Origin of the sequence: Candidatus Lokiarchaeum ossiferum, from assembly GCA_025839675.1 — an archaeon.
Lineage (GTDB): Archaea > Asgardarchaeota > Lokiarchaeia > Sigyniarchaeales > Promethearchaeaceae > Lokiarchaeum > Lokiarchaeum ossiferum.
In genome coordinates, this window is the sequence record CP104013.1 from 5,068,022 (window position 1) to 5,085,098 (window position 17,077).

The following is a 17,077-nucleotide window of genomic DNA, read 5'->3' on the forward strand; positions in this document are numbered from 1 at the left end:
ATTGTTGCAAGGAGTGTCACTTTGATGTCAAGAAATGAAGAAAATTTAACAATAATTATTCCAACCTATAATAGACCTTTATACTTGGAAAGATGTTTGGGATATTTTAATTTTACAAAATGTAAGTATAAAATAATCGTTGCTGATTCCAGTTGTGAGAAAAATAAGGAATTAAACGAGATTATCATCGCAAAATTTCCTGATATTAATATTTGTTATAATAATTCTTTCACATTAGATACTATGCTTTTTAGAAAGATCAAAACTATCATTGATCAAATAGAAACTGAATATTGTGTCATTTGTGCTGATGACGACTTTATTATTCCCAATAAAATAAAAAATTCCTTAAATTTCTTGAATTCTAATCCATCTTTCACTGCTGTTGCTGGTTATAGCATAGTTTTTATTAATGAAAGAAACATTTTTAAAAAGCCAAAAGTTATTTGGCAAAATTACCATCAGCAATTGTTTCCCTATATGAATAATACTAATGAAAATATGAAGTTGAGATTAAATCAGACATTTTCTCACTATTTTCCAACGTTTTATTACTTTCACAGAACTAAATTTTTAAAAATGATTTTTGAAGAAACTTTGAAATTTACTAACGATTATCGATTTGGTGAACTATTTCCTGCTCTCACAACCACAATACATGGAAAAATTAAAACTTTAGACTTTTATTCTGGAGCGAGAGAATTTTTAGAACAATCTGATGGTAAAGTTGCAGAAAAAATAAGTGATTTTATAGAAAAAGGAACCTATGATCACAAATTTTCGAAATTCAAAGCGGGATTGGTTGAAAATATACTAAAAACCACAAATTTATCTAAAGTTGATGCAATTAGGCAAATAGATGAAGGAATGCAATTGTATCTTAAAATTGGGTCCAATTTAAAAAAAAAAAAAAATGGATCTTCAAGTTTTCTAACAGTTAAAATAAGAAAAATTGTTGTAAATATTATATTATCAATAAAAAATTCCAAAATCAATAAAATAATCAGAAAGAAGCGGTTTTGGGCCGAAAATTTTCCTGAAGAAGAATATTTTGATGATGTACGAGTTATTAAAAATTATTTAGTCCATTTTTACGAAATTCATGATTCAAAGGAAGGAACAAAAAAACTATAAATATCTGCTGATAGAATTGAATTAAAAAAATATAAATTTTCAAATAGAAAATCTATTATTTTAACTTAAATCTAAATCAAACGAGATTTTTAACATGAGAGTTATTGTTACAGGACATTTAGGATATATTGGAAGGGTTTTACTTCCGATTTTAATAGAAAGAGGGCATGAAGTAACTGGAATTGATATTGGATTATTTGAACAGTTCGATTTTATTGCTGAAAAACCTAAAATAAACGAGATTAGGAAAGATATTCGAAAAATTACTACCGATGATATAAAAAATCATGATGCAATTATCCACTTGGCCGCGTTATCCAATGATCCTATGGGTGAGCTTAACCCTGGTTTAACTGAAGAAATAAATCATGTTGCTAGTTTGAGATTAGCAAAAATGGCAAAAGAAGTTGGAATAAAAAGATTTATTTTCTCTTCTTCATGTAGTGTTTATGGAAGAGTTGAAGATGATTCAAAAATCTTATTTGAGACTGATAAGACATCCCCTATAACCGAATATGCAAAATCGAAAGTTAAAACTGAAAATGAAGTCAGTAGGCTTGCAGATAATGATTTTACTCCAATATTTCAAAGAAACGCAACTGTTTACGGATATTCTCACTCATTGAGATTAGATTTAGTTGTGAATAATTTAACTGCATCTGCTCTATACTCTAATGAAATCAATATTTTGAGTGATGGGCGCCCATGGCGTCCATTGATTCATGTAGAGGACCTTTCTCGAGTTTTTGCTGACATGTTAGATGCTCCAAAGGAAAAAGTTCATAATCAAATATTTAATGTCGGATTTAGTGAAGAGAATTATCAAGTTAAGGGGATTGCAAAGTTAATTCAAGAAAATATACCCGGAATGGGTATTTCTGTTGCTAAATCTTTTGATCCAGATTCTCGGAGTTATAATGTTAATTTTGACAAACTAAAAGATGCTTTAAATCTTAAAAATGAATGGAATGTAAAAAAAGGTTCTAAAGAAATATATGAAAACTTAAAAAACTCTTCAATCACCAAGCAAGATTTTGAAAACAAGGCATGTTATCGGTTGAAACAATTAGAGCAAGTTTTAGATCAATTTCCTAATTTTCTTTCAAAACAATTAGATGAGATTTGCTAAAATTATGAAGAAAATTGTAATAATTGGTTCAAATGGGCAATTAGGGCATGATATTAAAAAAATATTGAGTAATACATATGAAATCGTATCTTTAGAGCATAATAATTTTTCCATTGAAAATGAAGAGTTAGTGCAAAAAAAACTCAAAGAAATATCTCCCGAAATTGTGATAAATACTGCCGCATTCCACAATTTGAATTTATGTGAAATTGATGTCCAAAATGCTTTTTTGATTAATTCAATTGCCTTGAAATATCTATCTGATACGTGTAATCAAATTGAAGCAACCTTGGTACATTTTTCAACAGACTATGTTTTTGGTGGAGATTCTCAAAGAAATTCACCTTATCGCGAAAAAGATTTTCCCTACCCTATTCAAATTTACGGTATATCAAAATTGGCTGGTGAAAATATTATTCGTCAGTATTGTAAAAAATATTTCTGTATACGTGTGTCTGGTTTATATGGAAAAAAAGGGACTCGAGCAAAGAAATTCTCAAATTTTGTAGAAATGATGATTAAACTTGGAAGAGATGCAGAGAAAGCAAATGAAAAGCTACCTTCCGCAATGGATCAAGTCTTAACATTTAACCCAACTGTTGAAGTTGCAAAAGTGGTTGAAAAATTAATTAAAACTGATGCTTATGGATTGTATCATGCAACATGTGAAGGACAGTCAAGTAGGTTTGAGTTTTCCCAAGAGATATTTAAAATACTTGATATCAATGTTGAATTAGTTGGTGTAAAATCTAGCTATTTTTCACCTAAATACAACCAACCTCATTATTCCGTTTTAGATAATGAAAAATTAAGTGATCTAGGAATTGAAATGCCGCATTGGAAACCTGTTTTAAAAAAATATCTTAAAGATTGAAGGTTCCACTTTTTTATTCTTTTAAAAACAATAGTCTGCTTCACTTCAGCTAATAAAAAATCCTTAAAATAATTCCATGGACCTTCAAAATTCGGTATAGAAGGAACAATCAGAGTTTTTTCTGAGAAATTTTGTACTATGAAAACTTATATAAATTCTAGTATTGATTAGTTTTAACAGAGTTGAATAATATGATTGATGGTGTAGTTATCTATCCACTAAAACAAATTTGTGATGATCGTGGAAAAATCATGCATATGTTGAAATGCACTGATTCTCATTTTGAAGAATTTGGAGAAATTTATTTTTCCTTTATAAATCCAGGGATAATCAAAGGATGGCATTGGCATGAAAAAATGATCTTGAATTATGCCGTTCCAATTGGAATGATAAAGCTTGTCTTATTTGATGGTCGAGAAAATTCTCCCACGAAAGGAGAAATTCAAGAATTATATATCGGTGAATCAAATTATTGTTTAGTAAAAATACCAACTGGTGTGTGGAATGGAGTGATGTGCATTGGAACAAAAACAGCAATCATTGCTAATTGTGCTACTATTGATCATGATCCATCAGAAATGAAAAGAGCAGATCCACTTTCTGATTTTATTCCTTATGATTGGCAAATAAAAATGCGATAAAGAACACATGTAAGAGTTGAAATTTAATTTGAAAATAACTAAATGTAGAGTATGTAAGAATGATAATTTTCACCAAATCTTAGATTTGGGGGAAACTCCCTTAGCTAATGCGTTTATTGAGAAAAAATCTAAGAAAAAAGAGCATTTCTATCCATTAAACGTAGTTTGGTGTGATAAATGCGGATTGTTAATGATTGATGAAGTTGTACCACCTGAAATTATGTTTAAAAATTATATTTACGTATCTGGAACATCCCCTACTTTAAAAAAACATTTCGGTGACTTAGCTCGCGATGCAATTTCAACCTATAATGTTAAACCAGGAGAACTTGTTGTAGATATTGCAAGTAATGATGGAACTTTGCTCAAAGAATTTAAAAACCAAGGTTTAAGTGTACAAGGAATCGATCCTGCTGAGAATATCTCGGAAATTGCACGCAATTCAGGAATTCCTACTGAGACAGATTTTATTAACGAAAAAGTTGCATTGAAAGTCAAAAAAAATATTGGTGCTGCAAAATTGATTACTGCCACTAATGTTGTTGCTCACATTAATGATTTGGATGAGTTATTCCGTTCTATCAAAATTATGTTACAACCAGATGGAATTTTTATTATAGAAGTCCCTTATATGGTTGATTTAATTGAAAATGTCGAATTTGATACAATCTATCATGAACATCTATCCTATTTTGCAGTTGGACCAATAAAAATTCTGTTTGATAATAATGATTTTAAATTGATTCGAGTGAAGCATGTTTCAATTCATGGTGGAACTATTCGTCTATTTGGTGCACGAAAAAATTCTTCCTTAAATATTGATAAAAGCGTTGAAGAATTCCTTATTCGGGAAGAGAGCATGAATGTGAATAAAATTGAGTATTACAAAAATTTTGCTTTAAAAGTTGAAAATTTAAAAGTGAATTTATTGAAGACTCTCAAAGATATCAAAGAGAATGGTAAAAAAATTGCTGGATATGGAGCTTCTGCAAAAGGAAATACTCTTTTAAATTATTTTGGTATCGATAATTTGACTTTAGAATATATAGGGGATCTAAATAAACTAAAACAGAACCAAATTACCCCGGGAACTCACATTCCAGTGGTAAATCCAATATTAATCAAAGAGAATCAAATTGATTACCTCCTTATCTTGGCTTGGAATTTTAAAACTGAAATAATGAAACAACAAAATTATATTCGTGAATGGGGGGGGAAATTTATCATCCCAATCCCTCAAGTTGAAATCTTGTAAAATAACAAATTCTTTTTCAAATTATAAATACTCCTTTTTTTTTAAAAAAAATTAATAAACTAATCAATTGAATTTCAAATAGGTGAAAAAACTTGAAATGCGTTATATTTTGCGGTGGTAAAGGGACAAGATTGAGGGAAGAAACGAAATTTATCCCAAAACCTTTGGTAGAAGTTGGTGGGAGACCAATATTATGGCATATCATGAAAATTTATTCAAGTTATGGCATAAATGATTTTATTTTGCCCTTAGGATATAAAGGGGATATGATTATTCGCTATTTTATGGAATATCAATGGAGAAATTCAGATGTCACTTTAAATTTAAAATCAAATCATATAAAGATTGAAAATAACGATGAAATTGAAGGCTGGAATATTACTTTTGTAGACACTGGAATGGAAAGTAAAACTGCTTTAAGATTACATAAAGTAAAGAAATATCTGGAAGGAGAAGATAATTTTTGTCTCACATACGGAGATGGAGTTGCCAATGTGAATATAAAAAATCTTGTGGACTATCATCTCAAACACAATAAAATTGTTTCAATTACAGGATTGCATCCAAGATCAAAATATGGTCTAATGTTAAAAGATGAAGATAACATCATCACTAAATTTGAGGAAAAACCTATTTTAAAGGAATCTGTTAATGGAGGTTTTATGGTCATAAATAAACGAATTTTCAATTACATTACGGATGAAAATTTAATGTTAGTTGAATCAGTTCTACCAAAACTTGCAAAAGAAAGTGAGATTAAGGTATATAATTTTGATGGATTTTGGCATTGTATGGATACTTATCGAGACTATGAAGATTTGAATCGTATGTGGAATGATAAACCTCTTTGGAAAATATGGTAAGTTTTTTTTTCCGAATCATAAATTTTAATATAAAATATTTTTTTAACAAACCAGAATTCATTTTTCTAATTGAATTAGGTATTGTAGAAATTGAAAACTAAACCTAAATAAATAACCCAGAAAAAATATATTGAGTTATTAACTTCATTGCTAGAAATAAACTAAAAACTACTTTAATTAGGAGATTTATTGAAATGGATCCGATTGAGGAATTTAAAAAAGAACGTGCTAAAGATATGGAATTGATGTCGAAAGACAAAGAATTGAGTCAAAAATCGATAGAGTGGATGATTCATGCGGAAAAATACAAATATACATATAATTATTCATGGTTAGGTCGCCCAATAATAAAATATCCAAATGATATCGTACTGCAACAGGAAATAATCTGGGAATTCAAACCAGATTTGATTATTGAAACAGGAATTGCACATGGAGGTAGTATAATTCTTTCTGCTTCGATGTTAGAATTACTTAGGGGTGATGGGCTAGTTGTAGGTGTGGATATAGATATTCGAAAACATAATCGAGATGAGATAGAAAAACATCCATTATTCAAACGTATTAAATTGATTGAAGGTTCTTCTACTTCAGACCATGTAATGGATCAAATTCGTAAAATTGCTCAAAATAAAAAAAGAATTATGGTCTTTCTTGATTCTCTTCACACTCATGATCATGTCTTAGATGAGATGAAATGTTATTCTCCATTTGTCAGTGTTGGATCGTACCTTGTTGTATCGGACACGTTCATTGAGTTTTTCCCTGAGGGTCATTATTCAAATCGTCCATGGGATCGTGGGGATAATCCATATACTGCAGTTCAAGAATTTTTATCTGAGAATGATGGCTTTGAAATTGATACAAAAAAAGAGAGTAAATTACTGATAACAGAAGGTATTAGTGGTTGGTTAAAAAGAATTAAGTAAAAATTTTATTTTTTTTTATTCGGGAGAATTATGTGCCCGGAATATTTTCCTTCAGCCATAAAATGTGCTATAATTAAGAACGAGATAAAAAAAGTGAAATAATTATTTTTTAAGAAAGAATTCTTTTATAGAATCTATTATATAATTTTGTTCTTCTTCAGAAAAAGTTAAGGAAATCGGTAATGTTAATATTTTCTTGGATATTTTTTCCGTCACTGGCAAATATCCTTCAGAATATTTATATTTCAACTTATAATAACTCTTTAAATGTATTGGGGCGAAATAAATTTTAGTAAAAATGTTTCGTTTCATCAAATAATCTTGAAGTTCTTCTCTTACAAAAGGATCTTTTACTAAAATACTATAAAGTTGGTATACATTCCTAGATCCAAAATATTCTGGTAATATTTCTATTTCCGAAATATCTTTTAGGTTTTTATCATAGTAGTTGCCAATTTTACGCCTTTTTTTGATTAAAAATTCAATTTTTTCGAGTTGAGATATTCCTAAAGCAGCACATATGGTTGGCATTCGATAATTATAACCTACTTGAACATAATCTTCCATATGAATATCGGAGAAATAGTCAATATTCTTTTGTTCTACCCGACCATGTGATCTTATTAATATTAATTTCTCATATAAATCTTGATCATTGGTTATAATTGCTCCTCCTTCTCCAGTAGGTAAAATTTTGTTCTGACAAAAACTTAATATTGCAGAATCTCCAATTGTGCCGGCATAAAAGTTGTCAATTTTTGCTCCAAAGCTTTCTGCATTATCTTCTATCAACAATAAATTGTTCTTTACTGCAATGTCTTTCAATTTATGAATATTTTTGCATACTTTGCCACCGTAGTGTACTGGAATGATTGCCTTAGTTTTTGAAGTAATTTTTCGTTCAACATCAACGGGATCTAAACCCAGGGTTTCATCTTCAATATCAGCAAAAATTGGAGTGGCTCCAGCCAAAATTACCGCATTTGCAGTTGCAATAAAAGTGAAGGATGGTACAATCACTTCTCCACTTGTTATTCCATATGCGAGTAGTAATGAATGGAGTGCAGCTGTGCCATTACAAAATGCAAGAGCATACTTACAATTAAAGAACTCACTTATTTTCTTTTCGAATTCTTTAATTTCTGGACCAACAGCCCAATATGAGCCCCGCTTTATAATATTGGAAACATTTTCAACATCCGATTTATCCCAATATATATCAAATAATGGAAATTTTGTCCTCATTTTCTCTCACTTTAACAAATCTAAATCATTTAACAAAGCACTTATTTCTCCTTTTGTTAATGGAGTTTGATTTTCAGTACTATAAATAAAATCTTCATTCACCTTTACTTTTTGATAATCTGTATTTCTGGGCAATCTTTCATGAACATCAAATCCTAATGAAGGATAGATGATATATAGATCATCAGTATCATAACAACTAACATACTCTATTGGAGATATTAATTCTTCATCATATTTTTCTCCAATTCTAGGACCGGCAATTTTGATCTGTATTGAATCTGGATTTTTTCCGATTTTAGGTGCATACTCTTCAATTATTACTTCAATAAGGTCTCTAATGAAGATAGTATTCATTTTTAAAACAAAAATTTCACTACCTTGTGATTTTGTCATAGCTCTTAAAACTAAATTAACCGCTTGATCAATCGACATGAAAAATCTTTTCATTTTTTCTCCAGTCAAAGTCACTTCATTCCCGGATTTAATATTGTTTTTAATTAATGGTATTATTGATCCTCTTGATCCTAAAACATTACCAAATCTAACACAGGAAATTTTTAATTTATGAGTGCCTTTTGAGCAGCTTTTCGAAATACATATTCGTTCACCTAACATTTTTGTTGCTCCCATCGCGGTTGTAGGAGAAACTGCTTTATCAGTAGAAATGTGAATTAAATTTTTTATTTTCATTTCAACTGCAGCTTCAATGATGTTTTCCAGCCCCAGTACATTAACTGTGATTGCTTCCATTGGATTATATTCACTTATTGGAACATGTTTTATTGCAGCGGCATTGAAAACATAATCCATTTCATCCATTGCTTTTTTTACTCTTTTATAGTCCCTGATATCTCCGAGCAAGAACCTTAATTTTTTTGTGTGACTTTCTAATTTTACCTTCATTTCCCATAATTCATTTTCTGAATTAGAAAGTATACGAATAACTTTAGGATTATATTTTAGCAGTTGGATCACTATTTCAGAACCAATTGTGCCTGTTCCACCCGTGACCAAAATGGATTTATCTTGAAAAAAATTTAGAAGGTCTTTGTATTCCATAATGTATAATATTCGTAGATTGTTTAAAAAATTGATAAATACAAGAATCAAAGAGATATTTTTGTTTGAAGATAAGTCAATTCTCTAATTAAATTTTTAAAGAAATATAAATATCGTTTAATCGTGCAAATATTAAACACAAAATCATCTTGGAATGAGGTATTAAAAAAAAAATTTCCAAAATTTAATGATATTTATTTTTGCTATGAGTATTTCCAAATATACTCTGAAAATTATAATGGTGTACCGGAGGCTATTTATTGGGCAGATTCTAACGTTGAAATTTTTTGGACTCACATTGTTAGAGGGATTGATCATCTTAATTTAAATAAGAATTATGAGTTCTTTGATCTTACCACTCCATACGGATATGGTGGGCCATTATTCAATATTTTGAATGATAAAGGGGTAAAAGAATCGATTTTAATTTTTTTTAAGGAGTACTCAATTTATTGTAAAAAGAACAATTACATAAGTGAATTCATACGTTTTCATCCTTTGCTTAAAAACCATAAACTATTAACTGATATAAGTGAGATTCAGCTTCAATATCTAAATGATGTCGTTGCTATTGATTTAACCAAAGATAAACCTGATATTTTTAGTAATTTTAAAAAGAATAAAAGATATCAGATTAGAAAATCCGAGAAAATGGAATGTAAAGTCATAATTGACGAAAATCCGCAATTATCAGACATTAAAAGTTTTATAGACTTATACTATCAGACTATGGACAAGAACACTGCTTCAAATAAGTATTATTTCTCTGAAAAATTCATTCTAAATCACTTTGAAATGCTTCATGGTAGAATAATTGTAGCTAAAGCAATATTGGCTTCAGAAATTGTTGGCATGAGTTTGTTTATATTTGGTAATGAATATATTCACTATCACTTATCTGGTAGTAAAAAGATCAAAGGCTTATACCCCTCAGACATGATTCTCTGGTATATTGTAAAATGGGCAAAAACACAGAATAATAAATGTTTCAATTGGTTTCATTTGGGAGGTGGCAGAGGTACTAATGATAGTTTATTTAAGTTCAAATCCGGATTTTCCCAACACACATTTCCATTCTATCTTGGTAAAATAATCTTCTGCCCAAAGGAATATGAGAAGTTAAGCAAAAAAAATCCGAATTGTGAAGAAAATGAAACATTTTTTCCACCATACAGAAAAGGATTTGATGAAAATATTATATAATTCAAATATTTTTAAAAATCTCATCCAACTTGCTTAATTTTTCAATATAATCTTTTGGAATATACCTATGATCTATTGGAATCGTAAGAACTCTTTCACTCAACTTTGTTTCTTCTTTACATACATCTTGAATACTAAACGGTAAAATCCAATGAATTGGAGTAAATATTTTTAATTTAATAAATTCCTTCTTGTATTTCTCTCGAATTGTGTTTGATGGGAATTTGAGGAGAAAAAAAGAAGGTAAGGTTAATGGTTTTTTAAAAAAAGTATATTCTTTTTTTGTTTTTTTTAAGAAAAATTGTGCATTTGCTTCTCTTCTATTCTTTGTAATCTTGTAACTGATCTTTTTTAATATATCTAAAGAAATTTCTGGGATCTTCTCAAGGTTATACTTCTCTTTTTTTTTTTCCTTTTCTTCTTCGTATTCGTTATATAATTTTAAAAAATGTTTTTTTAGATTTACTCTTTCTTTTTCTGAATTCGATTGAAAGTAGTATTTCTTTAGAAACATCGCTTCAAGCATTGTTTCATAGTTTGTTGGATTCCTCAATTTTTTTTTTTTTGGATTTTCCTGGAATGAGTAAACGACACCACCATCAGGTATTGGAAATATTTTTCTTAAACTCGCAAACAAATAGATATTTTCATGAACGAGATTGAATCTTGTTGTGTTTAGTATTGAATGTGAGATATCAATTATTACAATACAACCGTTATTAAGTAATTGCTGTATTTCATCTTGAGAAATTTGTTCAATTCCGAAATAATCGATAATCAAAACAATCGAGTTCTTTATATTAAAATTTATTTTTGGGGATAAATCGTCTGATTGTTCATAATGTGCATAATCGAGATCCAATTCTGAAAAAGGTTGGATTATTGATTCACAAAGGTACTTGGGGATCAAAATTTGATTTTTTCTTGCTTCAACTTCATTTTGAATTAAGATCCATTTCAATGCCTGGCGTCCATCTCTAATGAATTCGAAGTTCGGATAATTTTTATCTATTTTCTGAATCAAGTAATTGTAACAAGAATTTTCTTCTTTTATGTCAATCAATTCAGGCATTTCAAAAAATCCACCGATTTCATCATGAATCATGGAAATCCTCCGGTTTCAGCGCTTGGTCTTTTAAAATATCCTTGTTGAATTTTCTACCAATAAATTCGTTCAATCTTGAGGGTACTATGAAACCATTTGCTCGTTTCATACTTACCATATTTTCCTCTAAAATACTTCCTTTTTCAATGAAATTTTTCGCAACTACGCTTTTTCTCACAATTTTAGCATTTTCAAGTTCTATATTTGTTGGTTTTTTCTCCCAACTGCCCATAATTTTTTCTATTTTTCGAATTTCTTCAACCAATTCTTTCAATTCAGTTGGTGATAGGGAACATTTATGATCTGGGCCTTTAGCGCTCTTATCATAAGTGAAATGTTTTTCAATCACGCTTGCTCCCATTGCAACTGCTGTAATTGAAGCTAATATCCCTATTGTGTGATCTGAATATCCAATATCTATTCCAAAATTCTTTCTTAATGTTAACATAGAATTCATATTTACATCATCTAAATCAGTAGGATATTCCGAAGTACAATGCAATAAAATGATTTTGTTATTTCCCATACCAACAATTTCTTCATAAGCTCTTCTAATTTCTATTAAAGTGGCCATTCCAGTTGAAAGTATGATTGGTTTGTTCATGCTTGCTATTTTCTTTAGAAAAGGTATATTTGTAACCTCACCCGATCCTATTTTAAATAATTGAACTCCTAAATTATTTAGAAACTCAGCACTTTTTTCTTCATCTGGGGTTGAGAGAAATATCAGACCTTTTTTTTCAGCATAATTTTTTAAAATTTCAAACTCATTATACGATAATTCTAATTTTTTTAACATTTCAAACTGTGATTCTTCTACACCTGTATTTTTAGTTTGATATTTCGCTTGAATTACATTTTCTGTGAGTAATTCTTCAGTTTTCCAAGTTTGAAATTTCACCGCATCCACATTTGCATTCTTTGCAATATCAATCAATAACTTTGCCTTATCTAATTCCCCATTATGATTTACACCTGCTTCTGCTATTATAAAACAAGGTTCTCCATCACCAATTCTCCGGTCTTGTATTTTAATTTTATTTTTCACCAATTATCAAATCCAATTTAATATGTGTTAATTTTTTGTAAGATATTTTTGCTAAAATCAAAGTTTGTTAATATTTCTAATACTTTTTCACTTGTTTTTCCATTTCCATATGGATTTATACATTTATTCAGCTTTAGTTGGAAGTCCTTATCGTATAACGCTTTATTGGTGCCTTCTAATATTTGTTTTTCAGAATAATCAACATCAATAACATTAATTCCTCGTTCACGATTTTGTTGTCTTGTACCGATATTAACTACTGGAAGTTTGAAAGATGGAGCTTCTGTAATTCCGCTACTGGAATTACCAATTAACACACTTGCATATTTAAGCAAGTTCAGATAATCTTCATGTGATAAATTCTTATAAACTTGAATAAAATCAAGATTAGAGCACAATTTGATTTGTTTTATAATTTCTCTGCCTCCAGAATCAGAATTTGGATAAATAATTATTGTTTGTTCTCTGAGTTTCTTTATCACATTCAGAGTTTTTATAATTTGATTCCTTGCATCCTTGGATTCAATTGTATTTGCATGTTGAATGACAACTATTAGGGGTTTGTTAAGATTTATATTGAATTTTTGGGAAAATTCCTCCTTCGTCATATATTTCAAGTTCAATATTTTATCTAAAGAAGGTTCCCCTACAATGAATACCCTTTTTGGATTTTCTCCCATCTTAATGATTCTATTTGCGCTCTCTTTTGTCGCAGGAAAATGAATATGTGCAAATTTAGTTATTGCATGTCTCACAGATTCATCTATTCCTCCAGTACGATCTCCTCCCGAAAAATGAATGATTGGAATATTCATATATGCTGCGCTTATGCTCATTGCTAATGCTTCAGTACGATCCCCTAGAACAATGACTGCATCAGGAAAAGTTTCTTTCAACACAGTTGCCGCACCAATAATTCCTTTTCCTACACTTTTCGCCATTGAAATATTATCATCTGACCGAGTATCCATCTCAAATTGATGCTGTACTTCAAATCCATCTTTAATTATATTATTAATTGAATTTCCAAATTCTTGTGATAAATGCATACCAGTAACTATTAATTCCAATTCAAATTTTTCACTATTTTTGATTGCTTGCATAATTGGTTTTAAAATTCCATAATCTGCTCGAGTACCTGTTAAAAATGCAATTCTTTTCTTTTTCATTGATAAAACCATTTTGTATTTAATTATTCATGCGATTTTATTAATTTTTAGAAGCTCTTTTCTTAAGATCGCTAGATATAGGTTATGTATAATAATATAAATATATTATTTCAACATAGTGATTATGTATGGAAATTTTCATTGAAATTGCGAATGAAGAAGATTATGAAGGTTTTTATAATTTAAAGATCGATAAAAATAATGTTTTTTGGTCTGGTTTTAAAAAACCACCAAAAAAAAAAAAATTAAATGAATGGTTTTTAAAACAACTATCCAGACAAGATCGCATAATTTTTTTAGTCCGTTTAAACGATAATCCGAAAAAACCTGTTGGATATTTATATTTAGATTTTTTAGAAGATGATATCGATAGCATTTCAGTAAGTTATGGAGTTCATAGCGATTTTATGGGAAAAGGGATTGGAACAAAAATTATTGCTCATGCTTTCGAATATGTACGTGCCAACTATACAACTACGAAGCTATTAGTGGGATGGGTTTCTACTAAAAACATTGCTTCTATGAAAGTTTTCAAAAAAAATAATTTTATTGAAACAAATGAAACTAAAAAAGTACTATTAGTTGATTTTAATGAAGAAATTACCATGATTAAATATATTAAAAACATCAACCATTAATTTCTTCTTTTATTTTTGTACTTATTATGAATTCTGCAAGTAATAAATCCCATTCTTCATCAATATCTACACTTCTATGGGGTGGCATAATAGAAATCTTTGTATTTTCATTGAATTGTGGATTATCACTGAAAAGAATTTCATGTTTGAAAACATTAAATCCATCGTTCATTTCATAAACTTGAGGTGAATCTCTACGATCATTTATTTTCTTTTCAATTTTTTTCACATATTGGATTTTTCCATCCAAAAATTCAACCATGTTGAAATAGGGACTCTTACTTGCGACATTTACACTGAAGACATTAGATGCATCTTCGTCAATTAAGATTTTTATAGAATTTTCCATATCTTCTAAATTCTTTAATGGTGTAGCAACACCTAGATCTATAATAACATCAAATTTTTGGTCCAAATTCTCTTCAACCCATTTTGTTGCATGTTGAATTACATCAATTCGTGAAATTTTGCCTGAAGCTAAAAAATCTGGTCGTTTAAAATGGATATCAAATCCGTGTTTTTTTACAACTTCCATAATCTCTTGGGAATCAGTAGAAATGATATATTCATCAATTAAAGAACTCTCTCTAACCAAATTCAATGAATGGATGATTAATGGTTTATCTCCTAAAATTCTAATATTTTTTCCCTTCACTCCTTGAGATCCTCCTCTAGCACAAATTGTTGCTAAAATCTTCTTATTCTTATACATTCAATTCAACTTCCAAGTAATGATTTATAATTATTTATATCAGCATTTAATGTTATGCATTAAAGTATTGTAGAAATATGATTACTGGTAATAAGATGTTGATTTTCCTTTTAATGGGCGAAAAAAGTTGACTTTTTTATGAAAAGTTAAAATCAAACGAGAAAACTCTAAATTTAAATTACGGCGTTCGCATTTTCAACCTTGAAGATATTTTAGATGTTTCATTCGTTCCTTCCTACAGTAATTCAAAAATTTGAGTACCTTCTTCTAAACTTGTAATATTTTTTTGCTCTTTTATTTCAATAAACTCCTTAATTTCTTCAATATAACATTCATTGAAATTAAATAAATCTGGTTTTTCAATTAATTTGTCTTCAATCCGGAGAATTTTGTTCACAAAATCAACTTCTATCAATTTCTGATTTTCACCTATAATTTCCATTCCTCTTTCGGATTTTCGATAATAATCTAGTTCAACATCGACAATAAACTTGTCATAATGATATATACCTTTAAAAAAATCGCAAGTATCGATATTTAAACTACTGAGTTTTTCTCTCCAAGTGAATAATTTCTTTTTTGGATTACCAAATATCCACAACATATAATTTAATTCATGAGAAAGATCTAAATCAACCCCACCTCCTAAAACTTTCTTAGCGCTGTAGGATTCTTCATAATTTCGATCTGGGCGCCATTCTGGGAGGTATTGCCCTGCAAAAATTTTTACAGATCGAATTTTGTGCTTAAAATATTTAATATACTTCTGAATTTCTGTAAACACACCTAAAAATCTCATATCATATCCAATGGTAATGTTTAGGCCGAATTTTTCTTTAATTTCTAAGATTTTTTTTGAATTTTCTCTAGAACCGTCTACGGGCTTTTCTATTAAGAAATTTTTGCAATCAGTCTTTTCTAAAACATGTTTTAAAGAAATCAAGTGATGGGATGTCGGAGTTGCGATAATAGAATGTGATATGTGGCCATTATTATTTAAGTTATCAACAAAATGGATATCCTTTGATTTATCTGGATATTTTGTTAGTATTATTGGTTTGATTCCAAGAGAAATCAAATTTTTTGCGTGTCTTTTTCCAATCGAACCATATCCTAAAATTAGAATTTTATACTCCATGCTTAGATAGAATTTTTCAAAATTTTAAAAGTATGACAATCTATTTAAAGTGATAATAATGGAAAATAATTTTCTTGAAAACAAAGTAGTAGTGATTGCAGGAGCATTAGGAAGAATAGGGAAAGCATTTGTTGAATTGGTCATTGAAAGTAGTGGTGTTCCAATACTTGCTGATATTGATATTGATAACAGTAAATCTTACTTAAAAAGTCTTGAAGACAGATTTAATAAGCAATTTGATTTTATATCTTTAGATATAACCTCTAAAAAGTCATTAAATTCAATGATCCAAAAAATAAATTCGAATTATGGGCGAATTGATGCATTTGTGAACACAACATATCCTCAAGTTAGTGGTTCAACCGTAGTATTTGAAGATGTTTCATATGAAAATTTTTGTAAGAATTTAAATCTGCATCTGGGAGGATATTTTTTAGCTTCACAACAGTTTGCTATTTTTTTTAAGAAGCAATCTTATGGTAACATTATAAATATCTCTTCTATCCAGGGTGTTGTGGCACCAAAATTTGATACTTATGATGGAATATTAATAAATGGGAATGTTATGGGTTGTGAACCTGAATATCCTGCAATTAAAGCAGGGATTATTATGTTGACTAAATACATGGCAAAATACTTCAAGAATTCAAATATTAGATTCAATTCAATAAGTCCAGGAGGGATACTTGAGTCTCAACCAGAAAAATTTCTAAAAAAATATAATTCTTATTGCTCATCAAAAGGAATGCTTGATTCAGAAGATTTGAAAGGTGCTCTTTTATTTTTATTATCAGATATGTCCAAATATGTAAATGGACAAAACATTGTAGTTGATGATGGTTGGACCCTTTGATAGATATGTTATTTTTTTTTAATATTTCTTAATTTTAATTATACAATTTAACCAAGATTTACCAAATTTGATGGAATAT

Annotated in this window: 17 protein-coding genes; 10 read left to right on the forward strand and 7 right to left on the reverse strand. The window is 29.1% G+C overall.

The window, feature by feature from the left end; all coding sequences use genetic code 11:
* Positions 1-24 precede the first annotated feature (24 nt).
* The 7 genes from NEF87_RS21685 (at position 25) to NEF87_RS21715 (ending at position 6,825) form a co-directional block, all read left to right on the forward strand.
* Positions 25-1,134 (forward strand): TIGR00180 family glycosyltransferase, encoded by a 1,110-nt coding sequence (locus NEF87_RS21685; RefSeq protein WP_457917481.1) that lies wholly within the window; start codon positions 25-27, stop codon positions 1,132-1,134.
* A gap of 94 nt (positions 1,135-1,228) precedes the next feature.
* Entirely contained in the window at positions 1,229-2,263 is a 1,035-nt protein-coding gene (locus NEF87_RS21690) for an NAD-dependent epimerase/dehydratase family protein (protein ID WP_371803619.1), read from the forward strand.
* Between the two features lie 4 nt (positions 2,264-2,267).
* Positions 2,268-3,137 (forward strand): dTDP-4-dehydrorhamnose reductase, encoded by an 870-nt coding sequence (gene rfbD / locus NEF87_RS21695; protein ID WP_457917482.1) that lies wholly within the window; start codon positions 2,268-2,270, stop codon positions 3,135-3,137.
* 191 nt (positions 3,138-3,328) lie between these two features.
* A complete protein-coding gene (locus NEF87_RS21700) occupies positions 3,329-3,778 on the forward strand; it encodes a dTDP-4-dehydrorhamnose 3,5-epimerase family protein (protein ID WP_371803621.1) in 450 nt (149 codons plus the stop codon).
* Between the two features lie 28 nt (positions 3,779-3,806).
* The gene (locus tag NEF87_RS21705; protein WP_457917483.1) at positions 3,807-5,033 is read left to right on the forward strand and encodes a class I SAM-dependent methyltransferase; all 1,227 of its coding nucleotides are present in this window, start codon (positions 3,807-3,809) and stop codon (positions 5,031-5,033) included.
* A 92-nt stretch (positions 5,034-5,125) separates the two neighbouring features.
* Positions 5,126-5,896 (forward strand): sugar phosphate nucleotidyltransferase, encoded by a 771-nt coding sequence (locus tag NEF87_RS21710; RefSeq protein ID WP_457917484.1) that lies wholly within the window; start codon positions 5,126-5,128, stop codon positions 5,894-5,896.
* A gap of 194 nt (positions 5,897-6,090) precedes the next feature.
* Positions 6,091-6,825, forward strand: coding sequence for a cephalosporin hydroxylase family protein (locus tag NEF87_RS21715; protein ID WP_457917485.1), 735 nt, complete (start codon positions 6,091-6,093; stop codon positions 6,823-6,825).
* A 102-nt stretch (positions 6,826-6,927) separates the two neighbouring features.
* Here the strand turns inward: NEF87_RS21715 and NEF87_RS21720 are convergent, their stop codons facing one another.
* Both NEF87_RS21720 and NEF87_RS21725 read right to left on the reverse strand, forming a co-directional pair.
* Entirely contained in the window at positions 6,928-8,070 is a 1,143-nt protein-coding gene (locus tag NEF87_RS21720; RefSeq protein WP_371803625.1) for a DegT/DnrJ/EryC1/StrS family aminotransferase, read from the reverse strand.
* Positions 8,071-8,076: 6 nt separating this feature from the next.
* Positions 8,077-9,132 carry an SDR family NAD(P)-dependent oxidoreductase gene (locus NEF87_RS21725; protein WP_371803626.1) on the reverse strand — a complete coding sequence of 352 codons (1,056 nt, stop codon included), beginning with the start codon at positions 9,130-9,132 and terminating at the stop codon, positions 8,077-8,079.
* A 123-nt stretch (positions 9,133-9,255) separates the two neighbouring features.
* Here NEF87_RS21725 and NEF87_RS21730 point away from each other — a divergent pair, with 123 nt between their 5' ends.
* Positions 9,256-10,335, forward strand: a complete 1,080-nt coding sequence (locus tag NEF87_RS21730) for a GNAT family N-acetyltransferase (RefSeq protein WP_457917486.1) — start codon at positions 9,256-9,258, stop codon at positions 10,333-10,335.
* Position 10,336: 1 nt separating this feature from the next.
* Here the strand turns inward: NEF87_RS21730 and NEF87_RS21735 are convergent, their stop codons facing one another.
* Genes NEF87_RS21735 through neuC form a run of 3 tightly spaced genes read right to left on the reverse strand, consistent with a single transcriptional unit; the run spans position 10,337 to position 13,657 of the window.
* Positions 10,337-11,440: a hypothetical protein gene (locus NEF87_RS21735; protein ID WP_371803628.1), complete on the reverse strand. Its 1,104-nt coding sequence runs from the start codon at positions 11,438-11,440 to the stop codon at positions 10,337-10,339.
* Complete coding sequence (gene neuB, locus NEF87_RS21740) at positions 11,430-12,488, reverse strand: N-acetylneuraminate synthase (RefSeq protein WP_457920144.1); 1,059 nt, start codon at positions 12,486-12,488, stop codon at positions 11,430-11,432. Before neuB ends, NEF87_RS21735 begins: the two co-directional genes overlap by 11 nt.
* Before the next feature lie 17 nt (positions 12,489-12,505).
* On the reverse strand, positions 12,506-13,657 hold the full coding sequence (gene neuC / locus NEF87_RS21745) for a UDP-N-acetylglucosamine 2-epimerase (protein WP_371803630.1): 1,152 nt from the start codon (positions 13,655-13,657) through the stop codon (positions 12,506-12,508).
* A 128-nt stretch (positions 13,658-13,785) separates the two neighbouring features.
* On the opposite strand from neuC, the gene NEF87_RS21750 reads away from it, so the two are divergent.
* The gene (locus NEF87_RS21750; protein WP_371803631.1) at positions 13,786-14,295 is read left to right on the forward strand and encodes a GNAT family N-acetyltransferase; all 510 of its coding nucleotides are present in this window, start codon (positions 13,786-13,788) and stop codon (positions 14,293-14,295) included.
* Here NEF87_RS21750 and NEF87_RS21755 read toward each other — a convergent pair.
* Together NEF87_RS21755 and NEF87_RS21760 are read right to left on the reverse strand one after the other, a co-directional pair.
* On the reverse strand, positions 14,285-15,007 hold the full coding sequence (locus tag NEF87_RS21755) for an acylneuraminate cytidylyltransferase family protein (protein ID WP_371803632.1): 723 nt from the start codon (positions 15,005-15,007) through the stop codon (positions 14,285-14,287). The two genes, NEF87_RS21750 and NEF87_RS21755, sit on opposite strands and share 11 nt — an antisense overlap.
* 235 nt (positions 15,008-15,242) lie before the next feature.
* Positions 15,243-16,145, reverse strand: a complete 903-nt coding sequence (locus NEF87_RS21760; protein WP_371803633.1) for a Gfo/Idh/MocA family protein — start codon at positions 16,143-16,145, stop codon at positions 15,243-15,245.
* A 58-nt stretch (positions 16,146-16,203) separates the two neighbouring features.
* Between NEF87_RS21760 and NEF87_RS21765 the strand changes: the two genes are divergently transcribed.
* A complete protein-coding gene (locus NEF87_RS21765; protein WP_371803634.1) occupies positions 16,204-16,998 on the forward strand; it encodes an oxidoreductase in 795 nt (264 codons plus the stop codon).
* Positions 16,999-17,077: the final 79 nt, after the last annotated feature.